The organism is Porphyrobacter sp. CACIAM 03H1 (genome assembly GCF_002215495.1).
Classification (GTDB): Bacteria; Pseudomonadota; Alphaproteobacteria; order Sphingomonadales; family Sphingomonadaceae; genus Erythrobacter.
Window position 1 is genome coordinate 2,500,868 of the sequence record NZ_CP021378.1, and the last position, 24,607, is coordinate 2,525,474.

The 24,607-nt window shown below is 67.5% G+C and carries 23 protein-coding genes and 1 tRNA gene; 17 read left to right on the forward strand and 7 right to left on the reverse strand.

Annotated features, from left to right (window positions below; translation table 11 throughout):
• The first annotated feature begins 10 nt into the window (after positions 1 to 10).
• The 6 genes from CBR61_RS11965 to CBR61_RS11985 all read left to right on the forward strand — a co-directional run bounded on the left by CBR61_RS11965 (position 11) and on the right by CBR61_RS11985 (position 5,268).
• Positions 11 to 646 carry a phosphoribosylanthranilate isomerase gene (locus tag CBR61_RS11965; protein WP_088914570.1) on the forward strand — a complete coding sequence of 212 codons (636 nt, stop codon included), beginning with the start codon at positions 11 to 13 and terminating at the stop codon, positions 644 to 646.
• Positions 647 to 741: 95 nt separating this feature from the next.
• The gene (trpB, locus tag CBR61_RS11970; protein ID WP_088914571.1) at positions 742 to 1,953 is read left to right on the forward strand and encodes a tryptophan synthase subunit beta; all 1,212 of its coding nucleotides are present in this window, start codon (positions 742 to 744) and stop codon (positions 1,951 to 1,953) included.
• A 121-nt stretch (positions 1,954 to 2,074) separates the two neighbouring features.
• Positions 2,075 to 2,296: a hypothetical protein gene (locus CBR61_RS16855; RefSeq protein WP_157696574.1), complete on the forward strand. Its 222-nt coding sequence runs from the start codon at positions 2,075 to 2,077 to the stop codon at positions 2,294 to 2,296.
• Positions 2,293 to 3,090: a tryptophan synthase subunit alpha gene (trpA, locus tag CBR61_RS11975; protein WP_088915602.1), complete on the forward strand. Its 798-nt coding sequence runs from the start codon at positions 2,293 to 2,295 to the stop codon at positions 3,088 to 3,090. Before CBR61_RS16855 ends, trpA begins: the two co-directional genes overlap by 4 nt.
• Positions 3,087 to 3,938, forward strand: coding sequence for an acetyl-CoA carboxylase, carboxyltransferase subunit beta (gene accD / locus CBR61_RS11980; RefSeq protein ID WP_088914572.1), 852 nt, complete (start codon positions 3,087 to 3,089; stop codon positions 3,936 to 3,938). The genes trpA and accD overlap by 4 nt, the downstream gene beginning before the upstream one ends.
• Before the next feature lie 7 nt (positions 3,939 to 3,945).
• On the forward strand, positions 3,946 to 5,268 hold the full coding sequence (locus tag CBR61_RS11985; protein WP_088914573.1) for a bifunctional folylpolyglutamate synthase/dihydrofolate synthase: 1,323 nt from the start codon (positions 3,946 to 3,948) through the stop codon (positions 5,266 to 5,268).
• A gap of 217 nt (positions 5,269 to 5,485) precedes the next feature.
• Here the strand turns inward: CBR61_RS11985 and CBR61_RS11990 are convergent, their stop codons facing one another.
• Positions 5,486 to 7,201, reverse strand: a complete 1,716-nt coding sequence (locus CBR61_RS11990; protein WP_088914574.1) for an AmpG family muropeptide MFS transporter — start codon at positions 7,199 to 7,201, stop codon at positions 5,486 to 5,488.
• Between the two features lie 115 nt (positions 7,202 to 7,316).
• On the opposite strand from CBR61_RS11990, the gene CBR61_RS11995 reads away from it, so the two are divergent.
• Genes CBR61_RS11995 through rsmD form a run of 3 tightly spaced genes read left to right on the forward strand, consistent with a single transcriptional unit; the run spans position 7,317 to position 9,830 of the window.
• Positions 7,317 to 8,447: an aromatic ring-hydroxylating oxygenase subunit alpha gene (locus tag CBR61_RS11995; RefSeq protein WP_088914575.1), complete on the forward strand. Its 1,131-nt coding sequence runs from the start codon at positions 7,317 to 7,319 to the stop codon at positions 8,445 to 8,447.
• A 19-nt stretch (positions 8,448 to 8,466) separates the two neighbouring features.
• Complete coding sequence (locus CBR61_RS12000) at positions 8,467 to 9,246, forward strand: pseudouridine synthase (protein WP_088914576.1); 780 nt, start codon at positions 8,467 to 8,469, stop codon at positions 9,244 to 9,246.
• Positions 9,243 to 9,830, forward strand: coding sequence for a 16S rRNA (guanine(966)-N(2))-methyltransferase RsmD (gene rsmD / locus CBR61_RS12005; protein ID WP_088914577.1), 588 nt, complete (start codon positions 9,243 to 9,245; stop codon positions 9,828 to 9,830). The genes CBR61_RS12000 and rsmD overlap by 4 nt, the downstream gene beginning before the upstream one ends.
• Here rsmD and CBR61_RS12010 read toward each other — a convergent pair.
• On the reverse strand, positions 9,827 to 10,282 hold the full coding sequence (locus CBR61_RS12010; RefSeq protein WP_157696575.1) for a hypothetical protein: 456 nt from the start codon (positions 10,280 to 10,282) through the stop codon (positions 9,827 to 9,829). The two genes, rsmD and CBR61_RS12010, sit on opposite strands and share 4 nt — an antisense overlap.
• 271 nt (positions 10,283 to 10,553) lie before the next feature.
• Here CBR61_RS12010 and CBR61_RS12015 point away from each other — a divergent pair, with 271 nt between their 5' ends.
• Entirely contained in the window at positions 10,554 to 12,860 is a 2,307-nt protein-coding gene (locus tag CBR61_RS12015; RefSeq protein ID WP_088914579.1) for an ATP-dependent helicase, read from the forward strand.
• Positions 12,861 to 12,867: 7 nt separating this feature from the next.
• Here the strand turns inward: CBR61_RS12015 and CBR61_RS12020 are convergent, their stop codons facing one another.
• The 4 genes from CBR61_RS12020 to CBR61_RS12035 all read right to left on the reverse strand — a co-directional run bounded on the left by CBR61_RS12020 (position 12,868) and on the right by CBR61_RS12035 (position 16,737).
• Complete coding sequence (locus CBR61_RS12020; RefSeq protein WP_088914580.1) at positions 12,868 to 13,692, reverse strand: sterol desaturase family protein; 825 nt, start codon at positions 13,690 to 13,692, stop codon at positions 12,868 to 12,870.
• 52 nt (positions 13,693 to 13,744) lie between these two features.
• Positions 13,745 to 14,515, reverse strand: coding sequence for an aspartyl/asparaginyl beta-hydroxylase domain-containing protein (locus CBR61_RS12025; RefSeq protein WP_088914581.1), 771 nt, complete (start codon positions 14,513 to 14,515; stop codon positions 13,745 to 13,747).
• Positions 14,516 to 14,597: 82 nt separating this feature from the next.
• The gene (locus tag CBR61_RS12030) at positions 14,598 to 16,013 is read right to left on the reverse strand and encodes a DEAD/DEAH box helicase (protein ID WP_088914582.1); all 1,416 of its coding nucleotides are present in this window, start codon (positions 16,011 to 16,013) and stop codon (positions 14,598 to 14,600) included.
• A 148-nt stretch (positions 16,014 to 16,161) separates the two neighbouring features.
• On the reverse strand, positions 16,162 to 16,737 hold the full coding sequence (locus tag CBR61_RS12035) for a hypothetical protein (RefSeq protein ID WP_088914583.1): 576 nt from the start codon (positions 16,735 to 16,737) through the stop codon (positions 16,162 to 16,164).
• A 173-nt stretch (positions 16,738 to 16,910) separates the two neighbouring features.
• Here CBR61_RS12035 and CBR61_RS12040 point away from each other — a divergent pair, with 173 nt between their 5' ends.
• Positions 16,911 to 18,380, forward strand: coding sequence for an FAD-binding oxidoreductase (locus tag CBR61_RS12040; protein ID WP_088914584.1), 1,470 nt, complete (start codon positions 16,911 to 16,913; stop codon positions 18,378 to 18,380).
• A 110-nt stretch (positions 18,381 to 18,490) separates the two neighbouring features.
• Positions 18,491 to 19,285, forward strand: a complete 795-nt coding sequence (locus tag CBR61_RS12045) for a SapC family protein (protein ID WP_088914585.1) — start codon at positions 18,491 to 18,493, stop codon at positions 19,283 to 19,285.
• Between the two features lie 92 nt (positions 19,286 to 19,377).
• On the opposite strand, the gene CBR61_RS12050 is transcribed toward CBR61_RS12045, so the two are convergent.
• Complete coding sequence (locus CBR61_RS12050) at positions 19,378 to 20,355, reverse strand: N-formylglutamate amidohydrolase (protein WP_172835959.1); 978 nt, start codon at positions 20,353 to 20,355, stop codon at positions 19,378 to 19,380.
• Positions 20,356 to 20,492: 137 nt separating this feature from the next.
• Between CBR61_RS12050 and cpdR the strand changes: the two genes are divergently transcribed.
• From cpdR to CBR61_RS16860, 5 genes are all read left to right on the forward strand, one after another.
• Complete coding sequence (gene cpdR, locus CBR61_RS12055; protein WP_088914586.1) at positions 20,493 to 20,882, forward strand: cell cycle two-component system response regulator CpdR; 390 nt, start codon at positions 20,493 to 20,495, stop codon at positions 20,880 to 20,882.
• An 81-nt stretch (positions 20,883 to 20,963) separates the two neighbouring features.
• Positions 20,964 to 21,038 (forward strand) — tRNA-Val (locus CBR61_RS12060).
• A gap of 236 nt (positions 21,039 to 21,274) precedes the next feature.
• A complete protein-coding gene (locus CBR61_RS12065) occupies positions 21,275 to 22,498 on the forward strand; it encodes an NADP-dependent isocitrate dehydrogenase (protein WP_088914587.1) in 1,224 nt (407 codons plus the stop codon).
• 110 nt (positions 22,499 to 22,608) lie between these two features.
• Entirely contained in the window at positions 22,609 to 24,372 is a 1,764-nt protein-coding gene (locus tag CBR61_RS12070; protein WP_088914588.1) for a cation:proton antiporter, read from the forward strand.
• Between the two features lie 49 nt (positions 24,373 to 24,421).
• Positions 24,422 to 24,598, forward strand: a complete 177-nt coding sequence (locus CBR61_RS16860) for a hypothetical protein (protein WP_157696576.1) — start codon at positions 24,422 to 24,424, stop codon at positions 24,596 to 24,598.
• Positions 24,599 to 24,607: the final 9 nt, after the last annotated feature.

Sequence of the window (24,607 nt, forward strand, 5' to 3'; positions counted from 1 at the left end):
GGCCCGCCGCATGGCAGGCACCCTCGTCAAGATCTGCGGGATTTCGACGCCCGATACCCTCGCTGCGGCGGTCGGTGCGGGGGCGAGCCATGTCGGCTTCGTCCATTTCGCCAAGAGCCCGCGCCACTTGGCGCTCGCCGATGCGGCGGCATTGCGGCGTCAGCTGCCCGCTCACGTCAAGGTGGTGCTGCTGCTGGTGAACGCCGATCCGGCGACCCTTGCCGAAGCGGTGCGCACCGTCGCGCCCGATGTGGTGCAGTTCCACGGCAGCGAGACGCCCGAATCCCTCGCCCGCTTCCGCGCCGAGACCGGCATCGAGGCATGGCGCGCGATGGCCGTGAGGGATGCCGAAAGCCTCGCCGCTGTCGCCGCCTTCCGGGGCGCAGCCGACCGTGTGCTGCTCGATGCCCCTGCCTCGGCCCTTCCCGGCGGCAATGGCACGGCCTTCGACTGGAGCCTCCTTGCCGGCTGGCAGGCCCCGCTCGCCTGGGGCCTTGCCGGCGGCCTCACGCCCGCCAATGTCTCCGAGGCGATCCGGCTGACGGGCGCGCCGCTGGTGGATACTTCAAGCGGGGTCGAGCGTTCCCCCGGCATCAAGGACGTGGACAAGATCACGGCCTTCTGCAAAGCGGCACGCCAAGCATAACCCCTCCCGTTCGCCTCGAGCGAAGTCGAGAGGCCACCCCTGCGGCGCAGAAAAGTGTCTCGACTGCGCTCGACACGAACGGCATTGATGGTCCTATGAACTCTCCCAACTCCTTCCGTACCCAGCCAGACGAGCGCGGCCATTTCGGCCAGTTCGGGGGGCGCTATGTCGCCGAGACGCTGATGCCGCTGGTGCTCGATCTCGAGCGCGAATACCGCAAGGCGCAGGCCGACCCGGCGTTCCAGGCGGAATTCGACGACCTGCTGGAGCATTACGTCGGCCGCCCCTCGCCGCTCTACTTCGCCCCGCGCCTGACCGAGGAACTGGGCGGTGCGCAGGTGTGGTTCAAGCGCGACGAGCTCAATCACACCGGCGCGCACAAGATCAACAATTGCATCGGCCAGATCCTGCTCGCGATCCGCATGGGCAAGACCCGCATCATCGCCGAGACCGGCGCAGGCCAGCACGGGGTCGCGACCGCCACCGTCTGCGCGCGCTTCGGCCTGCCTTGCGTGATCTACATGGGCGCGGAGGATGTGAAGCGCCAATCGCCCAACGTGTTCCGCATGAAGCTGCTGGGCGCGGAAGTCGTACCCGTCACCAGCGGCGGCGCGACGCTCAAGGACGCGATGAATGAGGGCCTGCGCGACTGGGTCGCGAACGTCCACGACACCTTCTACATCATCGGCACCGCGGCAGGCCCGCACCCCTACCCCGAGATGGTCCGCAACTTCCAGAGCGTGATCGGCAAGGAAGCCCGCGCGCAGATGCTGAGCCGCACCGGACGCCTGCCCGACCTGCTGGTAGCAGCCATCGGCGGCGGATCGAACGCGCTGGGGCTGTTCCATCCCTTCCTCGACGACCCGAGCGTGAAGATGCTCGGCGTCGAAGCCGCAGGCCACGGCCTTGACGGCGACGAGCATGCCGCAAGCCTGCTCGGCGGCTCGCCCGGCGTGCTCCACGGCAACCGCACCTATCTGCTGCAGGACGCCGACGGCCAGATCACCGAGGGCCACTCGATCAGCGCCGGGCTCGATTACCCGGGCATCGGCCCCGAGCACGCGTGGCTCAAGGAAAGCGGTCGCGTCGATTACACCGCCGTCACCGACGAGGAGGCGCTGGACGCCTTCCAGCTGCTCTGCGCAACCGAGGGCATCATCCCCGCGCTCGAACCCTCGCACGCCATCGCGGCGGTGAAGAAGGTCGCGCCGACGATGCCGAAGGATAGCATCATCCTCGCCAACCTGTGCGGCCGCGGCGACAAGGACATCTTCACCGTCGCGGAGCGTCTGGGGGTGGAGCTTTGACCACCATTCCTCGTCATTGCGAGGAGCCGAAGGCGACGCGGCAATCCAGAGCTTGCGCGTGCCGCTCTGGATTGCTTCGCTACGCTCGCAATGACGATGCTTTATTGCCTGGGACTGCGCCATGAAGAGAGATCGGAAGTTAGCAATTGTGCTTCTGCTCCAAGTTGTGATGTTTGGTTCGCTGGCAATCCGCCACATCGCAGAAGAAGCCCGGTTCGACAGTGAAAATTTTGCAGATGTGTTTCCATCGGCAACTGAGATTTGGGCGATACTGGTGTTTATCGTTGCTTTCGGGATTTGTATGGTGGTGACTAAATGGGCTTGGTGGAACTCCGCAAAATGACTAACCGCCTCACCACCACCTTCGCCCAGCCCCGCCCCGCGCTCGTCTGCTTCATCACGGCGGGCGACGGCGACACCGCGGCCAATCTCGATGCGCTGGTCGAAGCCGGAGCGGACGTGATCGAATTGGGGATGCCCTTCACCGATCCGATGGCCGATGGCCCCGCGATCCAGAGTGCCAATCTGCGCAGCCTCGGCGCAGGCACGACCACGGCGGACGTGCTGCGCTACGCCACCGACTTCCGCGCCCGGCACCCGCAGGTGCCGCTGGTGCTGATGGGCTATGCCAACCCGATGGTGCGGCGCGGCCCCGAGTGGTTCGCCGAGGCAGCCTCCGCAGCTGGCGTCGACGGCGTCATCTGCGTCGACATTCCCCCCGAGGAGGACGACGCGCTGGGTCCGGCCCTGCGTGCCAAGGGCATCGCCCCGATCCGCCTCGCCACCCCCACGACCGACGCCGCGCGCCTGCCGCAGGTGCTCGAAGGTTCGGAGGGCTTCCTCTACTACGTCTCGGTCGCCGGGATCACCGGCAAGCAGCAGGCGCAGATCGCCAGCATCGAGGCCAATGTCGCGCGCATCAAGCAGTCGACCGACATTCCGGTGGCGGTTGGTTTCGGCGTACGCACCCCCGAACAGGCGGCAGAAATCGCCAAGGTCGCCGACGGCGTCGTCGTCGGCTCGGCGCTGGTGGAAATCTGCGGCCAGTATGGCGCCGCGGCTCCGGCCAAGCTAAGGGAGCTGACCGCCGCCCTCGCCCAGGCGGTCCACACCGCCCGTCAGGAGCAACTGGCATGAACTGGTTCACCCGCGTCCGCAATTCGCTCGGTTTCGCCTCGGAGAAGAAGACCACCGAGAAGGACCTGTGGATCAAGTGCCCCTCGTGCCAGGAGATGCTGTTCGTCGCCGATTACGAGGCGAACCTCTCGGTCTGCCCGAAATGCGAGCATCACGGCCGCATCGGCGCGGACGCGCGCCTCGCGCTGCTGCTCGACCCGGGCTTCGAGGTGCTTCCCCTCCCCAAGGTCACCGAGGACCCGCTGCAGTTCAAGGACACCAAGAAATACACCGACCGCCTCAAGGCCGCGCGCGCCGCGAACCCGCATGAGGATGCCTTCGTGGTCGGCTCGGGCACCATCGACACGCAACCGGCGGTGGTCGGGGTGCAGGACTTCGGCTTCATGGGCGGCTCGATGGGCATGGCCGTGGGGCAGGCCTTCTGCGACGGCGCGCAGAAGGCGCTCGATCGCAGGTGCGCCTATGTCGTCGTGACGGCGGCGGGCGGCGCGCGGATGCAGGAGGGGATCCTTTCCCTGATGCAGATGCCCCGCGCGACGGTGATGACGCGTCGCCTCAAGAATGCCGGCCTGCCCTATATCGTCGTCCTCACCGACCCCACCACCGGCGGCGTGACCGCGAGCTACGCAATGCTCGGCGACATCCACATCGCAGAGCCCGGCGCACTGATCGGCTTTGCCGGCCAGCGGGTGATCCAGGACACGATCCGCGAACAGCTGCCCGAAGGCTTCCAGCGCGCCGAATACCTTCACAAGCACGGCATGGTCGACATGGTCGTGCCGCGCCACGAGCTCAAGGCGACGCTGGCGCAGGTGCTCGACTATCTGGCGCCCGTGAAGGCGGCGTAACGCACCCATGCGCGACTTCGGTCGGTCCGACGACCCGCGCGTTCAGGCCCAGCTCGATCGCCTCGCCCGCCTGAGCCTGCCGCAGGGGCGGCTCGGGCTGGAGACGATCCGCGCCCTGATGGAGCGCCTCGGCAACCCGCACCGCAGGCTGCCGCCGGTGTTCCATGTCGCGGGCACCAACGGCAAGGGATCGACCTGCGCCTTCCTGCGCGCGATGCTGGAGGCCGAGGGCTACCGCGTCCACGTCACCACCAGCCCCCACCTCGTGCGCTACAACGAGCGCATCCGGATTGCCGGACGGCTGATCTCGGATGCCGAGCTGGCCGCGATCCTCCAAGAGGTGCTCGATGCCAGTGAACAGGGGGGCGAGGACCTCGGCCCCAGCTTCTTCGAAGTCACCATCGCCGCCGCCTTCCTCGCCTTCAGCCGCACCCCCGCCGATGCCTGCGTGGTCGAGGTCGGCATGGGCGGGCGCTTCGATGCGACCAACGTGCTCGAACCCGGGGTGCTCGCCGCCTGCGGGATCGCGGCGCTCGGTCTCGATCACGAACGCTTCCTCCTCGCCCCCGAGGACGGCGTGCCAGAAGAGCCGATGGCCCGCATCGCTTTCGAGAAGGCGGGGATCGCCAAGCCGGGCGTGCCGCTCGTCAGCATCGCGCGGTCCCCGCTCGAGGCGCAGTCCATTGCCGCCGTCGCGCGCGAAAAGGGCGCCCCGCTGATCGTTCAGGGCGAGGATTGGCACGCAGGCCCATTCGATGGGGACCTTGGCTATTCGGATCGCACCGGAAAGGACGGCGTGGACAGCATGAACCTCGCCCCGCCTGCCCTGCCCGGCGCGCACCAGTTCCAGAACGCCGCGCTCGCCATCGCGATGCTGCGCCATCAGGACAGGCTCCCCATGCGCTTCGGCGCCTATTCGCTGGGGCTGCAAGCCGCCCGCTGGCCCGCGCGGATGCAGCGTCTGGGCGAAGGGCCGCTGACGGGCAGGCGCGCGGTGTGGCTCGACGGCGGGCACAACCCGCAGGCGGGCGCGATGCTGGGGGCGCATTTTGCAGGCCAGCGCCTGCACCTCGTGATCGGCATGATCGAGGGGAAAGACCCCGCCTCGCTGACCGGGCCGCTGGCAGGCTCGCTCGCCAGTATCACCGCCGTGCCGGTGCCAGGGCATGACTGGCACCCCGCAAGCGCCTTCGGTCCCGCAGCGCGATCCGCACCTGATGTGCCCTCGGCCATGGCGATGATCCCCGACGACGGGTTTCCGGTGCTGATCGCCGGCTCGCTCTACCTCGCGGGCGAGGTGCTGCGGCTCAATGACGAATTGCCGGACTGATCGGGCGATTTCCTACTCTGCCGGCATCCGCTAGTCTCAAGCCGCTCTTTCCCATCGTCGGTCCCGCCAGTGCCGGGCCCAAGGGCCAGAAAACGCCCTGCACAGTGTCAACTTCGGTTTTGCGACGCAACACGCTGAACAAGCAGACGAATTCCTGTAGGAATGCGAAGTTTACAGTGTCAACTTTGTAAACTTCGCCCCCATCCGCAAACCCCGGTCAGACCAACTCCGGCTCTGGCGGCGGGGCGTTCTCCGCCCTCCCCGACCGCGCCTGCCGCACCCACTCGATCAGGCACAGCATCACGGCAAAACCGCCGATTCCGGTGGTCAGCAGGAACACATCGTAATAGCCGCGCTCCTCGATCATCTGGCCGAGCGCCGGGCGACCCAGCGTGCCCACCAGCATCGTCAGCGAGGACAGCAGCGCATATTGCACCGCGCTGTATCCCTTGGCGACGACACTGGAGAGATAGGCGACGAAGGCCGCGCCCGCGATGCCGACAGCGATGTTCTCCATCCCGATGGTCAGCATCAGGCGCGCCATGCGGTCGTCCGCGCCGAACAGTCCGGCAAGCCAGGTGAAGCCGGTCAGATCGCTGGCCATTTGCATCCGCGCCCCACCGACCGCGAGGTCGGCATACAGCAGGTTGGTGAGCGCCGCGATCACCGCGCCCAGCGTCAGCGTCGTCATGCGCCCGATCACGGTGAGCAAGGTGCCGCCCAGCGCCAGTCCAAGGATCAGCGCGCCGACGCCGAAGAACTTGGAGGCAATTGCCACCTCGTCCTTGGTGTATTGCAGTTCGCCGAGATAGAAGGGATAGGCAAAGCTCCCCCAGATCGCATCGGTGATGCGGTAGGACAGCACCAGCGCGATCACCAGCACGGCGGCCCATTTAAGACGCCCGATGATCTCCGCCAGCGGCAGGATCAGCGCGCGGTAGCCATGATCGAGCGCGGTATCGAGCGCGCCGCTTGCAGGGGCATCGGCGGTCAGCACATGGCGGCCCGCCTTGCGCATCGCCTCCAGCCATCCGGCGATAAGGCCGGGTATCACGACCGTCGCAATCACGATCAGCGGGCCCATCTGCGCCACGAAGGCGGTGGAATCGGGCCGGGTTTCGGGCGTGGCGGTGAGGGAACGGACCATGAAATCGAGCACCGTGACCAGTGCCCAGCCCCACAGCAGGGCAACCGCGCCCAGTGCCACCGCGCGGGTGCGCGGCTCGATCTGCCCCGCCTGCCGCAGCGTGCCGAGGTTCGCGCGCTCGTCGGCCAGCGCGGCGGCGCTGCGTTCGGCGTCAGGGGCAAACAGCCCGAGAAAGCCCACGAACAGCAGGATGCCGCCCATGCTGGCGAAGACCGCCGGCCAGCCCATCCGCTCGGCCATGAACAGGGCCAGCGCACCTCCCACCAGCGCGGCAACGCGGTAGCCCATCTGGAACACGGTCGAGAGGATGTCGATCGTCGCCACCTCGTCGGCGACATCCACGCGCCAGGCATCGATCACCACGTCCTGCGTCGCGCTGGCGAAGGCCCCGATCCCGGCGAGCAGCGAGAACAGCCCCAGCGATGTCAGCGGATTGAGCGCCGAGAGCGTCACCAGGATCGCCCCCAGCAGCAATTGCGCGGTGACGATCCACTGCTTGCGCTTGCCGAGCCGCCTCAGGCCCGGAAGGTCGATCCGGTCGAGCGCGGGCGACCACAGGAACTTGAAGGCATAGGCCAGACCCACGAGCGAGAACACGCCCATGGTTTCGACATCGACCTTGGCCTCGGTCAGCCAGGCGTAGAGCGTGCCGAGCAGCAGGGCATAGGGCAACCCGCTCGCAAAACCGAACAGCAGGACATAGCCGGTCTTCGGATGGCGCAGCGCGGCGAGCAGCGAGAGCCAGCGCGACAGGCGGGTGTGTTGATCCAGTGCGGCTTCAGCCATCGATGATCCCATGCTGACAGGGCGGATTTGCGCACGCCCGGTTTCGTGCCACACTAGGCAGGGACGAGAGGATGAGAAAAGAGCGATGAACGCTGCAACAACAGATTTGCCCAGAATGTCGCCGACCCCCGGCCAGTTGGCGCTTGCCGAGGCGATCCGCGAGGGGCGCGCCAAGGTGGCTGGCGGGATCCAGAGGGTGCCGGCGGCGAACTACACCTGCCCCGATCATTTCGCCCGCGAGAAGGCGGGGCTGTTCGACCGCTTGCCGCAGGTGATCGCACCCTCCGCTCTCCTGCCCGATCCCGGCATGGCGGTGCCGCACGATGCCACGGGCCGCCCGCTGATTGTTACCCGCGACGCCGAGGGGCGCGCCCACGTCTTCCTGAATGTCTGCCGCCACCGGGGCACGCGGCTGGTCGAAGGCAACGAAGTGCAATGCGCCAAGCGCCTCGTGTGCCCCTATCACGCGTGGACCTACCGGCTCGATGGCGGGCTGATGGCCCTCCCCCGGCCCGAGACTTTCCCCGGCCTCGACAAGGCGGATTACGGCCTCGTCGAACTGCCCAGTTTCGAGGCAGGGGGCCTTGTCTGGTTCGCGCCTGTCGAAGGTGCAGATTTCGGCGCTGCACAGGAATTGGGCAGGGATCTGGATTCCTTCGGACTGGCGGGCGCGCACCTGTTCCGGCGCAAGCTCCACACGGTAAAGGGCAACTGGAAGCTCATCATGGATGCCTTCCTCGAAAGCTACCACGTCACGCGCCTCCACGCCGCCACCATTGGCCCCTTCTTCAAGGACGGGATCACGGCGGGCGACCAGATCGGCCCGCACCAGCGCAGCGCCGTCGGGCGGCTCGAGGAGATGGAGGGCGTCGACCTCACCGACATGGCGCAGCTTAGGCGGGTGGTGACCTTCGCCTACCAGCTGCTGCCGGCGACGATCATCGTCCCCAGCCCCGACTACGTCAACGTGATGGTGCTTATGCCGCAGGCAGCCGACCTGACGCTCGTCGAGGACTTCATGCTCATTCCGGAGGCACCCGCGACCGAGAAGGCGCTCGCGCATTGGGAAAGGAGCTGGAACCTGCTCGACGGCGGGGTCTTCGCCAGCGAGGATTTCCGCGCGGCGGAGCTCGGCCAGCAGGGGCTTTCCTCGGGTGCGGTCGATCACATCACCCTCGGCACGCTCGAGGGCGGGATCGCGCGCTTCGATGCGATCGTGAGCGAAGCCTTGCGGGCGGCGGGCTGAGCGCCTACTCGCCCCCGCCATGCCCACCCAGCCTCCCCGCTCCGAAGACCGCCCCCAGGGTGACCGCATCGCGAAGCTCCTCGCCCGCGCAGGGATCGCCAGCCGCCGCGAGGTCGAGCGGATGATCGCCGAGGGGCGCGTGGCGCTGGACGGCAAGGTGCTTGAAACCCCCGCGACCATCCTGCCGAACCTCAGGGGCGTGACGGTCGACGGAAGGCCCGTCACCGCCGCCGAGCCGACCCGGCTGTTCGCCTTCCATAAGCCCACCGGCCTCATCACCGCCGAGCGCGATCCGGCAGGCCGGCCGACGATCTACACCGCATTGCGCAATGCCCTGCCGAAGAACGCCGGGCGGGTGATGCCGGTGGGGCGGCTCGACCTCAATACCGAGGGGCTGCTGCTGCTGACCAATGACGGCGCGGTGAAGCGCACGCTCGAACTGCCCGCCAGCCGCGTGCCCCGCACCTACCGCGCCCGTGCTTTCGGGACCGTGACACAGGAACAGCTCGAGGACCTCATCGAAGGCGTCACCATCGACGGGATGCGCTACGGCTCGATCGACGCGAACCTCGAGCGATCGAGCGGGCGGAACCTGTGGATCGAGATGACCATCACCGAGGGCAAGAACCGCGAGGTCCGCCGCGTGCTCGAACATCTGGGCTTGCAGGTGAACCGCCTGATCCGCGTCGGCTACGGCCCCTTCGCGCTCGGCGATCTGCCGCGCGGGCAGGCGGTGGAGCTGAAGGGCAAGCCGGTCGACCGCTTCCTTGCCGATCTGGCGAAGGGTCCGCTCAAGTGAGGATCATCGCCGGGGAATGGCGCGGGAGGAAGCTTGCCGCGCCCAAGGGCGAGGCCACGCGCCCGACAGCCGACCGGGCGCGCGAGACGCTATTTGCGATGCTCACCAGCCGGCTCGGCGATTTCGAGGGGTTGCAGGTCGTCGATCTCTTCGCCGGCTCGGGCGCGCTTGGGCTCGAAGCCCTGTCGCGCGGGGCGGCATCGTGCCTGTTCGTCGAGCAGGACCGCGCCGCGTGCGACGTGATCCGCGCCAATGTCGCGGCGCTCGGTGCGGGTGCCAAGGCGCGAGTGGAGGCGGGCTCGGTCATGGCCTTGCGTGCCTGTCCAAGGCCGCTCGACCTGATCCTCGCCGATCCGCCCTACCAGTCGGGTGCCGGCGAAGTTGCGCTCGACCGGCTGCTGCGGCTGGGATGGATCGGCCCGGAAACCTGGATTGCGCTCGAGACCGCCTTCAACGAGGACGTGGCGGTCAAGGGGCTGGTGCACGACACCGAACGCCGGGTCGGCAAGGGGAAGCTCCACCTCTTGCGGATGGAAGCTTCCGCTGCCGGCCCGGCGACGGTCCGCGACGAAAGTGCGGGTTAGCCCTGCGAGGACTTGATCTGGCTTTCGATCTGGCCCCAGGCCACTTCACGCTGGTCTTCCGGCAGCTGGCTCAGCCGGACCTTGTCCGCATCCGACAGCGCCCAGAACATCTCCTTACGCTCCTCGGTGAGCGACTGGTAATAGGTCTGGGTCTCGGCCGGCCAGGTTGCGACGGCCGCCTGCTGTTCTTCCACCGTCATGGTCTTGGAGGCAGATGCCGGGGGCGGCATCGTGCTGTCGTCCACGGTGCCCTCGGTGGGCTCGGGGAGAGTTTCGGTGGTGGTGTCGGACGGCGCCGTCGGCGGCGTGGTCGTGGTGGTGGTGCCGGTGTCCGGCATGCTCGGCGGCGTGGTGCCGGGCATCGCTTCATCCTGAGCCGAGACGAGGGCGGGAGTCATCGCCAGAGCCGAAGCGGCACCGGCAAGACCGAGAATCTTCAGAGACTTGTGCATGGGTAACTCCATCATTAACTGACCCGAGCACGACGAACGCTGTATTCTGTCCGGCGGCGCGACCCCTGCGAACCGGACATCTCCACATATGGCCACGGTGCTTCCCGGGACAATGCTCCGGCCGACCGGGCAACCCGTCACTGCCCCGTCCGGTCGGCAAATGTGGCTGAAAGACGGCAGGCCGAGGATCCGCTCGTCGCAATGCCTGTGCGGCAAGGCGCCTCGCGGCTTGCTCCGGGGATAATTGTTCCCTACCTGTTCGCACAAGACGATGAGCCCGCCCCTGCCCTCCCCCGCCGCTCCGCCCGAGTCGGTGCCCGCTTATGCCGCGCGGCTGAACCCGCCGCAGCGTGCGGCCGTGCTGGCGACCGAGGGGCCCGTCCTCATGCTTGCCGGCGCGGGAACGGGGAAGACCGCCGCGCTCACCTCGCGCCTCGCGCATCTGGTTGCGACAGGGCGCGCCTGGCCCTCGCAGATCCTGTGCGTCACCTTCACCAACAAGGCAGCGCGCGAAATGCGCGAGCGCGTGGCACACCATCTCGGCCCGGCGGCGGAGGGGCTGCCGTGGCTCGGCACCTTCCATTCGATCTGCGCCAAGATGCTGCGCCGCCATGCCGAGCTGGTCGGCCTGCAGCACAATTTCACGATCATCGACACCGACGACCAGCTGCGGGTGCTGAAGGCGCTGATCACCGAGGCCGATCTCGACGAGAAGCGCTGGCCTGCGCGGCAGCTTGCCGGCCTGATCGACCGCTGGAAGAACCGCGGCCTCAATCCGTCGGACCTGGATGCGGTGGAGAACGAGGCCTATGCCAACGGCCGCGGCGCGGCGCTCTATGGCCGTTATCAGGAGCGCCTCAAGCAACTGAACGCCTGCGATTTCGGCGATCTGATGCTGCACATGCTGAACATCCTGAAGCAGCATCACGACATCCTTGCCGATTACCAGCGCCGCTTCCGCTACATCATGGTGGACGAGTACCAGGACACCAATGCCGTCCAGTACCTGTGGCTGCGGCTCCTCGCCCAAGGGCACAGGAACATCTGTGTGGTCGGGGACGATGACCAGTCGATCTATTCCTGGCGCGGGGCCGAGGTCGCCAACATCCTGCGCTTCGAGAAGGATTTCCCGGGCGCCGAGGTGATCCGGCTCGAACAGAACTACCGCTCCACCCCGCACATCCTCGGCGCGGCATCGGGGCTGATCCGCGCCAATTCGCAGCGCCACGACAAGACCCTGTGGACCGAGGTCAACGGCGGCGACAAGGTCAAGGTCATCGGCGTCTGGGACGCGCCCGAGGAGGCGCGCCGGGTGGGCGAGGCGATCGAGCGGCTCGAGCGCGAAGGTGCAGGCCTCGATCAGGTCGCGATCCTCGTGCGCGCCCAGTACCAGACGCGCGAGTTCGAGGACCGCTTCATCCAGATCGGCGTCGCCTATCGGATCATCGGCGGTTTCCGCTTCTACGAGCGCGCCGAAATCCGCGATGCGCTCGCCTATCTGCGCCTCATCGCCCAGCCGCAGGACGATCTCGCCTTCGAGCGCATCCACAACGTCCCCAAGCGCGGGCTTGGGGCCAAGGCGCTCGAGGCCATGCACTCGCACGCCCGCCGCACCGGCCTGCCGTTGGCGGCGGCCGCGCTGCAACTGGCAGACAGCGACGAGCTGCCGAAGCGCGCCGCGATCACCATCGGCGGGCTGATGCGCCAGTTCCTGCACTGGCGGCAGCAGGCCGAGACGCTCAGCCCCGCAGACCTGCTGCGGCTGGTGATGGAAGAATCCGGCTACAACGCGATGCTCGCCGCCGACCGCTCGCCCGAGAGCGCAGGACGTGCGGAGAACCTCTCCGAACTTGCGCGCGCGATGGAGGAATACGAGACCCTCGGCGATTTTCTCGAGCACGTCAGCCTCGTCATGGACAACGACCGCGCGAACGAGGGCGAGACGGTGACGATCATGACGATCCACGCTGCCAAGGGGTTGGAGTTCGATAACGTCTTCTGCGTCGGCTGGGAGGAAGGCGTCTTCCCCTCGCAGCGCGCGATCGACGAGGGGGGCCTTGCGTCACTGGAGGAGGAGCGCCGCCTCGCCTATGTCGCGATCACCCGCGCGCGGCGGCATTGCACCATCCTCCACGCCGCCAACCGCCGGATCTACGGCCAGTGGACCAGCTCGATCCCTTCGCGCTTCATCGATGAACTGCCGGCCGAGCATATCGAACAGCAAACGACGCTTACAGGCGGCGCCTCGCTGTGGCGGGCGAACTGGAGCGAGCAGGAAGACCCCTTCGCCCACGTCGCCCAGAGCCGTCCCGACCGCGCGCAAGCCCGAGGGCCCGGCTGGCGGCGCGCCATCGCCTCGGGCTACGACACCACGCCTGCCCGGGTGCGCGAGAACACGCGATCCGCCGCAAGCTTCGCCGCCCCCGCCCGCTCCGACATCGCGATCGGTGCGATGGTCACCCACGCCAAGTTCGGCACGGGCTGCGTGATCGACCAAGAGGGCAACAAGCTCACCATCCTGTTCGAGGAAGCGGGCGAGAAGCGGGTGCTCGACAGCTTCGTGACAGTGGTGGGCTGAACGCTAGTCAGGCGGCGGGCTGTTCGGCCACGTCGGCAACGCTTTTGCGCCAGTAGCGCGCCTCGAAGGGTCGCTTGAGTTCGCCCCAGGCGTCGCGGGTGCCTTCGGCGATGCCGGTCTCGCAGTTCACGAAAGGCGCGGGGTCCATGTAGGTGCCGAACACGCGGTCCCACAGCGTCACCGTGTTGCCGAAATTGGTCCCCATCAGCCGTTCGTCGCGGATGTGGTGCAGTCGGTGCGCGGCCGGCGAGATCATCACCCGCCCGACCGGCCCGAGGGTCCAGGGCACGTCGGCGTGAACGAAATAGCCCCACCAGCTGCGCAGCATGAAGGCGATCGCGATCGCCCAGAACGGCAGGCCCAGCAGGATCACCGGCAGGTTGTCGAACAGCAGGCTCAGCGCCTCGCCGAGCGGATGCTTGCGCCGCAGGCTCAGCCAGTTCATCGCCTCGTCGGCATGGTGGGTCGCATGGACCGGCCACAGCGCGCGGGTGTGCTCGAGGCGGTGGCGCCAGTAGCCCGCGAAGTCGATCAGCACGATGGCGACGAACAGCGGGAGCAGGCCCGGCACGCCCTCCCAGAAGGCGACCAGCACCTCGGGACGGGGAAGCAGCGATTTGCCGGTCATCAGCGGGATCGCCAGCAGCGGCACGACCACGACGGCATTGACCAGCAGCAACGCCAGATTGGTGACGATCTCGCCGCGCGCCCGGCGGATGCCGGAGAACACCGCCCCGCGCTTCAGCGCCAGCGCGAGCAGGCCGAACACCACCGCCATCGGCAGCAATTCGACAAGTTCGGTGCGCAGGGCTTCGAGGATGGTGCCGGTCACCAGCGCGTTCTAGCCGGACACCCGCCAACAAAGCGTTAAGCCGCAGCCGCGCTCAGGCGGTGACCTTGCCCCCGGCGGCCTCGATCGCCTTGCGGATATCCTGCACGAAACGCGACCGCCCCACCGCCCACAGGAACAGGTTCTGGATGGCATTGCCGCGCCAGCGGCAGGGGCGCTTGATCTGGATCAGCAGGATGTAGCGATCCTCGTCTGTCTCGTTCCAGACCTCGTGGTTGAACATATCGTCGAAGACGAAGGACTCGCCCTCGTCCCAGTGCAGCACATGCACCGCCTCGCCTTCCTCGAGATGCATCCGGCACTTCGCGCGCTCGGCGGGGGACTTGAGCGCGAGGTGGTAGGTCAGCATCCCCTTGGTCATGCCCCAGTGGCGCGGGATGTGCCCGCCCGCTTCGAGCACTGAGAAGTTGGCGGTGACCAGTCCCGGCACCTTGTCGAGCAGATCGGCGGTGATCGGCGCACGGCGGGCGTTGGATTCCATCCGGTAGCCGTAGCCCTTGATGAAGAACGCCCGCCAGCGCCGGTCGGCGGCGATCCGGCCGTGATCGAAGGAGATGTCGCCGAGCGAGGGAATGTCCTCGGCGCGGATGCGCACGGCTTCGTCGCGTATGTCCTGCCAGCGCGCCTCGAGTGCGGGGATCCACGGAAAGGCGGCCTTGTCCACGATCGCGGTATCGGGAATCTTCGACGCGTTCATGATGATCCGGTCGATCTTGGGTCGCAGGTCCTTGCCGATCTGGAACAGGGACTTGTTGACGAACGGCACCTTCCAGCCGCGCGCATTGACGGTTTGCTGCCAGTTCACTGAAGGGTAATCCTTCGCCGGGGTTGGACGAACCTTGTCCCGTTACCCCAAGGTCTTGCTTCGCGAAAGCCCCTGAAACGCTCTAGCCGAAGCCGACGTCTAGGAAGCTCGGGCGCGGGCCGTTCCATTCGCCGGCGGGCACCGGCTCATCGTCCTCGCGGTGACGGCGGGCGCCGCGCTCGGGCCGCTCGGCGCGCACCGGGCGTTCCTCGCGCTGCTCGTCGCGAGGGCGGCGTTCCTTGCCAGGACGCTCCTCGCGTTCCTCCCGTTCCTGGCGGGCGCGGCGGGGCTTGCGCTCCTCGCGCGGGTCGGCCTCCGCGGCGCCGCGCTCGGTCTTGGCGGCTTCGGCCTTGGCAATCGCCTCGCTGAGATCGACGCGCACATCGGCCTTGCCGAACACCTTGATCGCGCTGCCGGTCAGCTTCTCGACATTGGCGATCGCCTCGGCGTCCTCTTCCGAGACGAAGGTGAAGGCACGGCCCTTGGCCCCTGCGCGGCCCGTGCGGCCGATGCGGTGAACGTAGTCGTCCGGGTGCCAGGGTGTGTCGAAATTGAAAACGTGGGACACGCCCTTGATGTCGAGCCCGCGCGCGGCGACATCGGAGGCGACGAGGATATTGACCTCGCCCTTCTTGAAGCGGTCAAGCTCCTTCAGGCGCGAGGACTGGTCCATGTCGCCGTGGATCTCCGAGGAGCGGAAGCCGTGGCGGTTGAGGCTCTGGTTCAGCTCGCGCACGGTGGTCTTGCGGTTCGCGAAGATGATCGCGGTTTCGACCAGATCGTTCTCGAGGAACCAGCGCAGCGTCTCGCGCTTGGCGCGCGACTTCACCGGCACCTTGAAGGCGGTGATGTCGGCATTGGTCGATGCCGCGCGGCTCACCTCGATGCGCTTGGGATTGGTGAGGAACTTCTTCGCCAGCTTCTCGATCGGCGGCGGCATGGTCGCCGAAAAGAGCATGGTCTGGCGCGTTTCGGGGAGCTTGGAGCAGATGAACTCGATGTCGGGGATGAAGCCCATGTCGAGCATCCGGTCGGCCTCGTCGATGACGAGAAGCTCGCAACCGTTCAGGAGGATCTTGCCGCGCTCGAACAGGTCCATCAGGCGGCCCGGCGTGGCGATCAGCACGTCGACACCGTCGGAAAGGGCCTTGAGCTGGTCGCCCATCTGCACGCCGCCGATCAGCAGCGCCATCTTGAGATCGTGGTTCTTGCCGTACTTCTCGAAGTTCTCGGCCACCTGCGCGGCGAGCTCGCGCGTCGGCTCGAGGATCAGAGAGCGCGGCATCAGCGCGCGGCGGCGGCCCGAGGCCATCACGTCGATCATCGGCAGCACGAAGCTCGCGGTCTTGCCCGTGCCGGTCTGCGCGATGCCGATGAGATCCTTCATCATCAGCACGGTCGGGATCGCCTGCGCCTGGATCGCGGTCGGCGTCGTGTAGCCCGCGTCTTCCACGGCTTTGAGCAATTCGGGCGAAAGGCCGAGATCGGCGAAGGTCATCAGGTGTATGGTGTCCGAGAATAGCGGGCAGGGTCGCTGCCGGAGATTGCAGGCCGGCTCGCGCGTGGACGCGCCGGATCAGGCCGCCGCGCCTTTCCCGCAAATGGCTGCAAAAGTCAAGGAATCGCGCGGGCGCGGCGGTGCGACGTCAACCGTCCGCCAGAACAAGCTGGCGCATCGTCTCCACCTCGCACCGCGCGCCCGTGCGCGACTGGAGCTTGTCGCGATCGACACACAGGCGCCCGTCCTTGTTCTTCTCGACATAGAAGCCGGCGTAGAAGTCGCGGGCACGGCAGGTTTTTTCCAGAGCGACAGACATCATCCGACGGTCGCGCAGGAACAGGACGAGCCGGTTGCCGCTGCCCGTCTGGACCCCGGCGATGCCGTCGAGCGGCACACATTTTTCCTTCCCCCGCTCCTCGAAACGCGGCGGCTGGGGGCGCTGCGGCATCTCGGCAAGCATGTTCTGGCGGACGGCAGACGGCTGGGGAGCGATCCGGACCACGACCCGCTGCTCGATCCGCACCTGGCGGGCGATCGCGGACTCGCGCAAGGCCGAGAGCGGGTTTAGCGCGACCGGCGCGTCGCCGGCCGCAGCCGCAGCGTCGCATTGCGGGGCCGAAGCGCCGGATCGGGGCCGCTCATCGCCCGTCTCCTCGCCACCCGACGCCACCAACGGCAGCAGCAGCGCCAGCGGCGCCGCGAGGGCGAACAGGCTGTCCATGGGAGGATGCACTCTCCTCGTGAGCGGCGGAACGGGCGGGCGTGCCGATGGCGCGACCCCTTGCCAAAGGCCGAAGCGGTTTAGCAGCGATGGTTGAACCGTGGCTTAACTGCCGCGACGCGCGGCACGAAAGCGGTGGCAATTTCCCTGCCGACTGTGGCATGGAAACAACAATGAATCATCCTGCCGCCCCGCCCCTGCCCGCCCCCGACACAGCCGCCTTTCTGGCTGAGGCCACCGAGTTGCTCGGTCCGCGCGGGCTGACCACCGATCCCGAGCGGATGGACATTTGGCTGACCGACTGGCGCGGACGATACACCGGCCGGGCGCTGGCGCTCGCATCCCCGGCCTCTACCGCCGAGGTCGCCGCGCTGGTGAAGCTGTGCGCCGCGCATCGCATTCCGATCGTCCCGCAGGGCGGAAACAGCGGCATGGCCGGGGGCGCGACCCCCGATGCGACCGGCCGCGCCATCCTCATCTCGCTGCGGCGCATGGACCGGATCCGCGCCCTCAGCGCCGAGGCCGGGCAGGCCGAGTGCGAGGCCGGGGTGATCCTCCAGACGTTGCACGAGGCGGCGGAGAATGCCGGGATGCGCTTTCCCCTGACGCTCGGCGGCAAGGGGTCGGCGACTATCGGCGGCCTCGTCTCGACCAATGCGGGGGGCACGCAAGTTCTGCGCCACGGCACGATGCGCGCGCAGGTGCTGGGGCTAGAGGCCGTGCTTGCCTCGGGCGAGGTGCTGGACCTGATGACCCCGCTCAAGAAGGACAATCGCGGCTTCGACCTGAAGCAGTTGCTGATCGGTTCGGAAGGCACGCTCGGTATCGTCACGGCTGCGCGGCTGCGCCTGCTACCCGCCCCCATCGGCCGCGCGACCGCCTGGGTGGGACTCGGCGGGATCGTCGCGGCGGGGACCTTGCTCGGCCGGATGGAGCGCGCGCTCGGCGATGCGCTCGAGGGGTTCGAGGTCGTGCCTGCCCATTGTCTCGAAAGCGTGCTGGCCCACCAGAGCGATGCCCGCTCGCCGCTGGCAGAGGCCCATGCCTGGAACGCGCTTGTCGAATGCGTCTCGCCCGTCCAGGACGATGCTGCCCTGCGCGAGGCGCTCGAGACCGCGCTGGCCGCCGCGCTCGAGGACGGTTTGATCGCCGACGCCGTGATCGCTGCCAGCGACACTCAGGCAGAGGCCTTCTGGCAATTGCGCGACGGCATCTCCGCTGCCGAACGGGCGATCGGCCCGGCGATGCAGCATGATATCTCGGTGCCGGTCGCAGCCATGCCCGAGTTCATCCTCGCCGCCGTGCCCGACGTCGAAGCCGCCTTCCCCGGAACCCGCGCGGTCGCCTTCGGGCATCTGGGGGACGGCAATGTCCATTTCCACGTGCTCGCCCCGCCGGGCGCGGTGCGGGGGCAATGGGAAGAAGCCGAGGGCAAGGTCGTGAGCGCCAAGGTGCACGATCTGGTCACGCAGTGGGGCGGCTCCATCAGTGCCGAGCACGGCATCGGGCAGATGAAAGTGGACGAGCTTGTCCGGCTCCACGATCCGGTGGCGCTGGCGGTGATGGCGCAGGTCAAGCGGGCGCTCGATCCGGCGGGGCTGCTCAATCCGGGGAAACTGCTGCGCACGCCCCCGCAAGCCTGACCCTCGCGGCTTGCGCAGGGGCACGCAAAGCCCTAAGGGCCGCGCTTTCGGCGGGGCGAGAGGTCTTCCGCTGAGGGGATCAACCACCACCGTTTGTCGGAGACTTCGTCATGGCCAGCGCGCCGCAACCGCAACTTCCGCTGTTCTACAAGGACCTTCTGCCGCTCAACAGCCGCGATCACGCCGACTGGAAGGCCGGCACGCTCGAAAGCGCCGCCTATCTTGCCGCGACCCACGCGATCCCGGTGACCTCGGACGAGTTCGTCGACGCCCAGCGCGATTTCCCGATCGTCTTCAGCGCCGGCGAAAACCCGCTTCCGATCGCGCTGTTCGGCCTCAACGAGGGCGTCAACACCTTCGTGGGCGACGACATGAAGATCAACGAGGTGATCTACCTCCCGGCCTATGCGCGCCGCTATCCCTTCATCCTCGCCAAGCTCCAGCCGGGCAGCGACGACATGTCGCTGTGCTTCGATCCGAGCGCCAACCTGCTCGGCAAGTTCGACGAGGGTCTCGCGCTGTTCGACGGCGAGGGCAAGCCGACCGAATACACCGAAGGCGTGCTCGATTTCTGCCGCCGCTTCGAGGAAGCCGGTCAGCGCACCAAGCTGTTCATGGAGGAGCTGGTCAAGCTCGACGTGCTGATGGACGGCGAGATCGCGATCACCCGTAACGACATGCCCGACACCCCGTTCATCTATCGCGGCTTCCGAATGGTCGACGAGAACAAGCTGCGCGAGCTTCCCGCCGCCAAGCTCGAGGAACTGGCCAAGAACGGCATGCTGATGCTGATCTATGCACACCTGTTCTCGCTCAACCTGCTGCGCACCCTGTTCGAGCGCCAGCTTGCCCAGGGCAAGGTGCCGATGACGCCGAACGGCGCTCCGGCTCCGGCGGTCAACTGACCCTGCGATCTGGTCGGGGCGGCGCTCCGGCCTGAGGGAAAGATCAAGCGGGCGGGTGGACCTGGTCTGCCCGCCCGTTTTGCTGCGCGGCGCTATTCCGCCGCCTGCCGCAGCTGCTCGCCACCGCCCAGCAGCGCCGTTTCCGCGCCGAGCTCGCGCACCAGCCCGGCGAGCATCGCGGCGATCGCCGGAAGGCCGGCGCCGGGTTCGGCAAGGTGGCGATCGAGATAGGTCGCGCGGCACACCTCGATCTGAACCGCGTGGATCCCCTCGCGCGGGGCGCCGTGCCGGTCGAGCACATAGCCGCCCGAATAGGGCCGGTTCTGCGAGGCTGGCACACCGCGCGTCTCGAGATGGGCGAGCGCCCGGCCGACCAGCGCGTTGTGGCAGGAGGCGCCGAAGCGGTCGCCGAGCACCACCAGCGGGGCGCGGGTCTCGCCCTCTGCAGGGCGCAGCGGCGGCATGGAATGCAGGTCGACCAGCAAGGCCGCGCCCCATTCGGCGCGGATCCGCGACAGTTCTTCGGCGAGGCTTGCGTGATAGGCGCGGTGGATGCCCTCGATCCGGGCCTCGAGCTCGGCAGGCGCGAGGCGCCCGCGCCAGATTTCACCCGAGCCCGGCAGGCGACGCGGCACCAGCCCGAGGCCGCTCCTCGCCCGCGCGTTGCTGCGCTGGCCCGGTTCTGCCGGCGCGGCATCGGCGGGCCTGCCGCCCTCGATCATATCCCAGTCGACATCGTCCTCGGCGCGGTTGAGATCGAGCAGCGCGCGCGGCGCGTGGGCGACCAGCAGCGCCGCACCGGTCTCGCGCGCGATCGCGACCCCGAGCCGGTCCGCATGGCGATCCTCGAGCCTCAGTTGGGCGAGCGTCGCATCCCGCATCCGCGCCGTCACGGCCTGCGGATAGGCGCGCCCTGCGTGCGGCACGGCCACCAGCACCGGCAGGCGCAGGCGTTCGGGGCGGGTCAGGGTGAAGGCCGGCGCCTCGGCAAGCCCGGGCACCACCCCGCCACTGATCGCGATACGGCGCGGGGCAGGGCCCGGGCGGAGAGGCTTCGGAGGCGATGGCATCGTCACCCTAGCTGAAGCCTTTGGCGCGCAGTGTCAAAGCCTGATCGTCCGCCGGCCCGCCCCTCCGCAGGATCGCGCAGCCTCGGCCTGCCGCAAGCACAAAGATTTCTTAAGCCGGGTCTGCTAACACCCCCGCCATGACAGCGACACGCACCCCCCGCATCCTGCTCGCCGAGGACGAAGAGGCGATGCGCGCCTATCTCGAGCGCGCGCTCACCAATGCCGGCTACTCGGTCAGCGCGGTGGATCGCGGCACCGATGCCGTGCCGCTGCTGGAGACGGGCGACTACGACCTGCTGCTCTCGGACATCGTCATGCCCGAGATGGACGGGATCGAGCTTGCGCAACGCTGCGCCGAGATCTCGCCCCGGACCAAGGTGATGTTCATCACCGGCTTTGCCGCAGTATCCCTGCGTGCGAGCCGCGAGCAGCCCGCCGCCAAGGTGCTCTCGAAGCCCTTCCACCTGCGCGATCTGGTGCTCGAGGTGGAACGCGTGTTCGAGGAAGCGGACGCGGCGCGCGGCTAGACGTTCTCGAATCGCTTGCACCTTCCAGGGTGCTGCGATAAAGGGCCGCTCCGCCCCTAGCCGGGGCCGATCCGATGGTGTGGGCGTATAGCTCAGTGGTAGAGCACTATGTTGACATCGTAGGGGTCGCAAGTTCAATCCTTGCTACGCCCACCATCGGCTGAAAGGCTGACGAGCCCGCCCTCACCGGCGGGCTTTTTCGTGCCCGAATTGCCGGGCGCCGCGCCGCGCAAGGGCTGTTGCGTTTCATTCGCATTTCCCGCGCTTGCAAGCCCCCGTGCCTCTGCTAAAGCCCGCGCGGGATCTTTGGGCCTCGGACGGGCCCACAACAGCTTCCTGTCGATCAAGCACGGCCCCGCGCACGACGGGGCAAGAAGGATAGGGCATAGGCCATGCAGAAAATCAAAGTCGCCAACCCCGTCGTCGAACTCGACGGCGACGAGATGACCCGGATCATCTGGCAGTGGATCCGCGAAAGGCTGATCCTGCCCTATCTCGACATCGACCTGAAGTATTACGACCTGTCGATCGAGAACCGCGATGCGACCGACGACCAGGTCACCGTCGATTCCGCCAATGCCATCAAGCACTATGGCGTCGGCGTGAAGTGCGCGACCATCACCCCCGACGAACAGCGCGTCGAGGAATTCGGCCTCAAGAAGATGTGGAAGTCGCCCAACGGCACGATCCGCAACATCCTCGGCGGCGTGGTCTTCCGCGAGCCGATCGTGATCGACAACGTGCCGCGTCTGGTGCCTGGCTGGACCGATCCGATCGTCGTCGGCCGTCACGCCTTCGGCGACCAGTACCGCGCCACCGACACCCTGATCCCCGGCCCGGGCAAGCTGCGCCTCGTCTTCGACGGCGAGGATGGCACCAAGATCGACCTCGACGTGTTCGATTTCCCGAGCGCCGGCGTCGCGATGGCGATGTACAACCTCGACGATTCGATCCGCGATTTCGCCCGGTCGAGCTTCAACTACGGCCTCAACCTCGGCTGGCCGGTGTACCTCTCCACCAAGAACACGATCATGAAGGCCTATGACGGGCGCTTCAAGGACCTGTTCCAGGAGGTGTTCGACACCGAAGGCTTCGCCGAGCAGTTCAAGGAAAAGGGCATCGTCTACGAACACCGCCTGATCGACGACATGGTCGCCTCAGCCCTGAAGTGGAGCGGCAAGTTCGTCTGGGCCTGCAAGAACTACGACGGCGATGTGCAGTCGGACACCGTGGCGCAGGGCTTCGGCTCGCTCGGCCTGATGACCTCGGTGCTGATGACCCCGGACGGCAAGACCGTCGAAGCCGAAGCCGCACACGGCACCGTCACCCGCCACTACCGCCAGCACCAGCAGGGCAAGGCGACCTCAACCAACCCGATCGCCTCGATCTTCGCTTGGACCCGCGGCCTCATGTACCGCGGCAAGTTCGACAACACGCCAGACGTGGTGCGCTTTGCCGAAACGCTCGAGAAGGTCTGCATCCAGACTGTCGAGAAGGGCTACATGACCAAGGACCTCGCGCTGCTGATCGGCCCGGGCCAGGCTTGGCAGACCACCGAGCAGTTCTTCGAGACGATCGTCCAGAACCTCGAGACCGAAATGGCCTCCTGGTCCTGATCGCTTCTCGATTGCCATGGGCAAAAGCCGGGCGGCCGGATGGCCTGCCCGGCTTTTTTTCTGCACTGCACAAGGGTGACAGCCCCCTTCCGGCCCGTTAAGTCCGTCATGTGGCTGGCGAACTGACCCTTTCCCCCTTTCTGTCCGATGCACTGGTGATCCTCGGCGCGGCGGGGATCGTGATCCCGGTCTTTGCCCGCTTCCGCATCACCCCGATCATCGGTTTCATCGTCATCGGAGTGCTGGTCGGCCCCTATGGCCTCGGCTCGCTGGTCGAGCGAATACCCTGGCTCTACTATATCACGATCAGCGACCCAGGGGCGCTCACGCCCTTCGCCGATTTCGGCATCGTGCTGCTGCTCTTCGCGATCGGGCTGGAGCTGTCGTTCAATCGCCTGTGGCAGCTGCGCAAGCTGGTATTCGGCTTGGGCGCGCTCGAACTGCTGATCATCGGCTCGTCGCTTGCCGCGCTGTTCGGCCTCACCGGCATGCTTGGCTGGACGGCGGCGCTGGCACTGGGCTTCGCGCTCGCCTTCTCCTCGACTGCAATCGTTCTACCGATCTCGGGCACGCGCACGCCGGTGGGCCGCGCTGCGCTGTCGATGCTGCTGTTCGAGGACATCATGATCGTGCCGATCATCTTCATCCTCGGCGCGCTCGCCCCCAATGCGCAGGGCGATGGCTGGAGCGGCCTTGTCGAGACCCTGTGGCAGGGCGGCCTCGTCATCACGGTGCTGCTCGTGGCCGGACGCATCGCCCTCCCCCGCCTCTTCGCCCAGGCTGCGCGCACCAAGAGCCCCGAGCTGTTCCTCTCCGCCTCGCTGCTGGTGGTGATCGGCGCCAGCCTCGCCACCGCGCTCGTCGGACTTTCCCCGATCGTCGGCGCGCTGATCGCGGGGCTGCTGATCGCCGAAACCGAGTATCACACCGAGGTCGAACTGATCATGGAGCCGTTCAAGGGCTTGGCCCTCGGGGTGTTCCTGATCACCATCGGCATGAGCATCGACCTCAGGGAAATCGGCGAGCAGATCGGCATGATCGCGGTGGCAGTCGTGGGCGTTCTGGTGTTCAAGGCGATCGTCACCGGCATCCTCCTGCGCTTGATGGGCGCCCGCCGCAGCACCGCGGCCGAGACCGGCGTGATGATGGCCTCGCCGAGCGAGACGACGCTGATCGTGCTGGCGGCGGCAACCGCCGCGATGGTGGTCGACACCGAAACGGCGCAGTTCTGGCAGACCGTCACCGCCATCGGCCTCACCATCACCCCGCTGCTGGCGAAGCTGGGACAGGTGATCGCCCGCAGGGTCGACGGCGCGCCCGCCCTGCCCGGCGAGGAGGACAGCGCCGAGGAGCGCACCATCATTGTCGGCGGCGGCCGTGTCGGACGTCTGGTGGCCGACATGATGCAGACCCACGGCAAGCCCTATGTCATGATCGACACCAACCCCGATCTGATCGCCCAGGCCAAGCGCGACGGCTATCGGGCCACCTTCGGCGATGCCGCGCGCGGCGATGCGCTGCCGCGGCTGGGGGTCGAGACCGCCCCGGCCGTGGTGCTGACGATGGACGAACCGGTGCTGGCCCAGCGGCTCGTCGCCAAGCTGAGGCAGACTTATCCCGATCTTCTGATTGTCGCCCGCGCGCGCGACACGGATCACGCCGCCGCGCTCTACCGCGCCGGGGCAAGCCATGCCGTGCCCGAGACGTTGGAAAGCTCGCTCCAGCTATCCGAAGCGGTGCTGGTCGATATCGGCGTGGCAATGGGCCCGGTAATCGCCTCGATCCACGCCAAGCGCGACGAGTTCCGCGAGCAACTGGAACGCGACGGGGGCCTCAGCGAAAAGCCGAAGCTGCGCACCAGCACGACGGGCTGAGAAACAATTCGCGCACGCCGCTGGTAAGTCGGGGCAAAGGAGAGCCCCCATGAGCAAGCCCGACACCCCCCAGTCCGAGAACCCGGCCGATCGTCGCCCCGAAACTCTGACCGACGAGAAACACGGCACGGTCAAGGACAAGCAGCTCGAAGGCAATCGCCGCCCGGACACGGATCTCGCGCGCGGCTCCGAGCCCGCGACCCGCGCGGCCTCGACCAAGCGCTAGCGCCAGCGC

What these genes read in the sequence shown, in the direction of transcription:
- CBR61_RS11965 (WP_088914570.1), top strand. Translation starts at nt 11, where the DNA reads ATGGCAGGCACCCTCGTCAAGATCTGCGGGATTTCGACGCCCGATACC.
- trpB (WP_088914571.1), top strand. Translation starts at nt 742, where the DNA reads ATGAACTCTCCCAACTCCTTCCGTACCCAGCCAGACGAGCGCGGCCAT.
- CBR61_RS16855 (WP_157696574.1), top strand. Translation starts at nt 2,075, where the DNA reads ATGAAGAGAGATCGGAAGTTAGCAATTGTGCTTCTGCTCCAAGTTGTG.
- trpA (WP_088915602.1), top strand. Translation starts at nt 2,293, where the DNA reads ATGACTAACCGCCTCACCACCACCTTCGCCCAGCCCCGCCCCGCGCTC.
- accD (WP_088914572.1), top strand. Translation starts at nt 3,087, where the DNA reads ATGAACTGGTTCACCCGCGTCCGCAATTCGCTCGGTTTCGCCTCGGAG.
- CBR61_RS11985 (WP_088914573.1), top strand. Translation starts at nt 3,946, where the DNA reads ATGCGCGACTTCGGTCGGTCCGACGACCCGCGCGTTCAGGCCCAGCTC.
- CBR61_RS11990 (WP_088914574.1), bottom strand. Translation starts at nt 7,201, where the DNA reads ATGGCTGAAGCCGCACTGGATCAACACACCCGCCTGTCGCGCTGGCTC.
- CBR61_RS11995 (WP_088914575.1), top strand. Translation starts at nt 7,317, where the DNA reads ATGTCGCCGACCCCCGGCCAGTTGGCGCTTGCCGAGGCGATCCGCGAG.
- CBR61_RS12000 (WP_088914576.1), top strand. Translation starts at nt 8,467, where the DNA reads ATGCCCACCCAGCCTCCCCGCTCCGAAGACCGCCCCCAGGGTGACCGC.
- CBR61_RS12010 (WP_157696575.1), bottom strand. Translation starts at nt 10,282, where the DNA reads ATGCACAAGTCTCTGAAGATTCTCGGTCTTGCCGGTGCCGCTTCGGCT.
- CBR61_RS12015 (WP_088914579.1), top strand. Translation starts at nt 10,554, where the DNA reads ATGAGCCCGCCCCTGCCCTCCCCCGCCGCTCCGCCCGAGTCGGTGCCC.
- CBR61_RS12030 (WP_088914582.1), bottom strand. Translation starts at nt 16,013, where the DNA reads ATGACCTTCGCCGATCTCGGCCTTTCGCCCGAATTGCTCAAAGCCGTG.
- CBR61_RS12035 (WP_088914583.1), bottom strand. Translation starts at nt 16,737, where the DNA reads ATGGACAGCCTGTTCGCCCTCGCGGCGCCGCTGGCGCTGCTGCTGCCG.
- CBR61_RS12040 (WP_088914584.1), top strand. Translation starts at nt 16,911, where the DNA reads ATGAATCATCCTGCCGCCCCGCCCCTGCCCGCCCCCGACACAGCCGCC.
- CBR61_RS12045 (WP_088914585.1), top strand. Translation starts at nt 18,491, where the DNA reads ATGGCCAGCGCGCCGCAACCGCAACTTCCGCTGTTCTACAAGGACCTT.
- CBR61_RS12050 (WP_172835959.1), bottom strand. Translation starts at nt 20,355, where the DNA reads ATGCCATCGCCTCCGAAGCCTCTCCGCCCGGGCCCTGCCCCGCGCCGT.
- cpdR (WP_088914586.1), top strand. Translation starts at nt 20,493, where the DNA reads ATGACAGCGACACGCACCCCCCGCATCCTGCTCGCCGAGGACGAAGAG.
- CBR61_RS12065 (WP_088914587.1), top strand. Translation starts at nt 21,275, where the DNA reads ATGCAGAAAATCAAAGTCGCCAACCCCGTCGTCGAACTCGACGGCGAC.
- CBR61_RS16860 (WP_157696576.1), top strand. Translation starts at nt 24,422, where the DNA reads ATGAGCAAGCCCGACACCCCCCAGTCCGAGAACCCGGCCGATCGTCGC.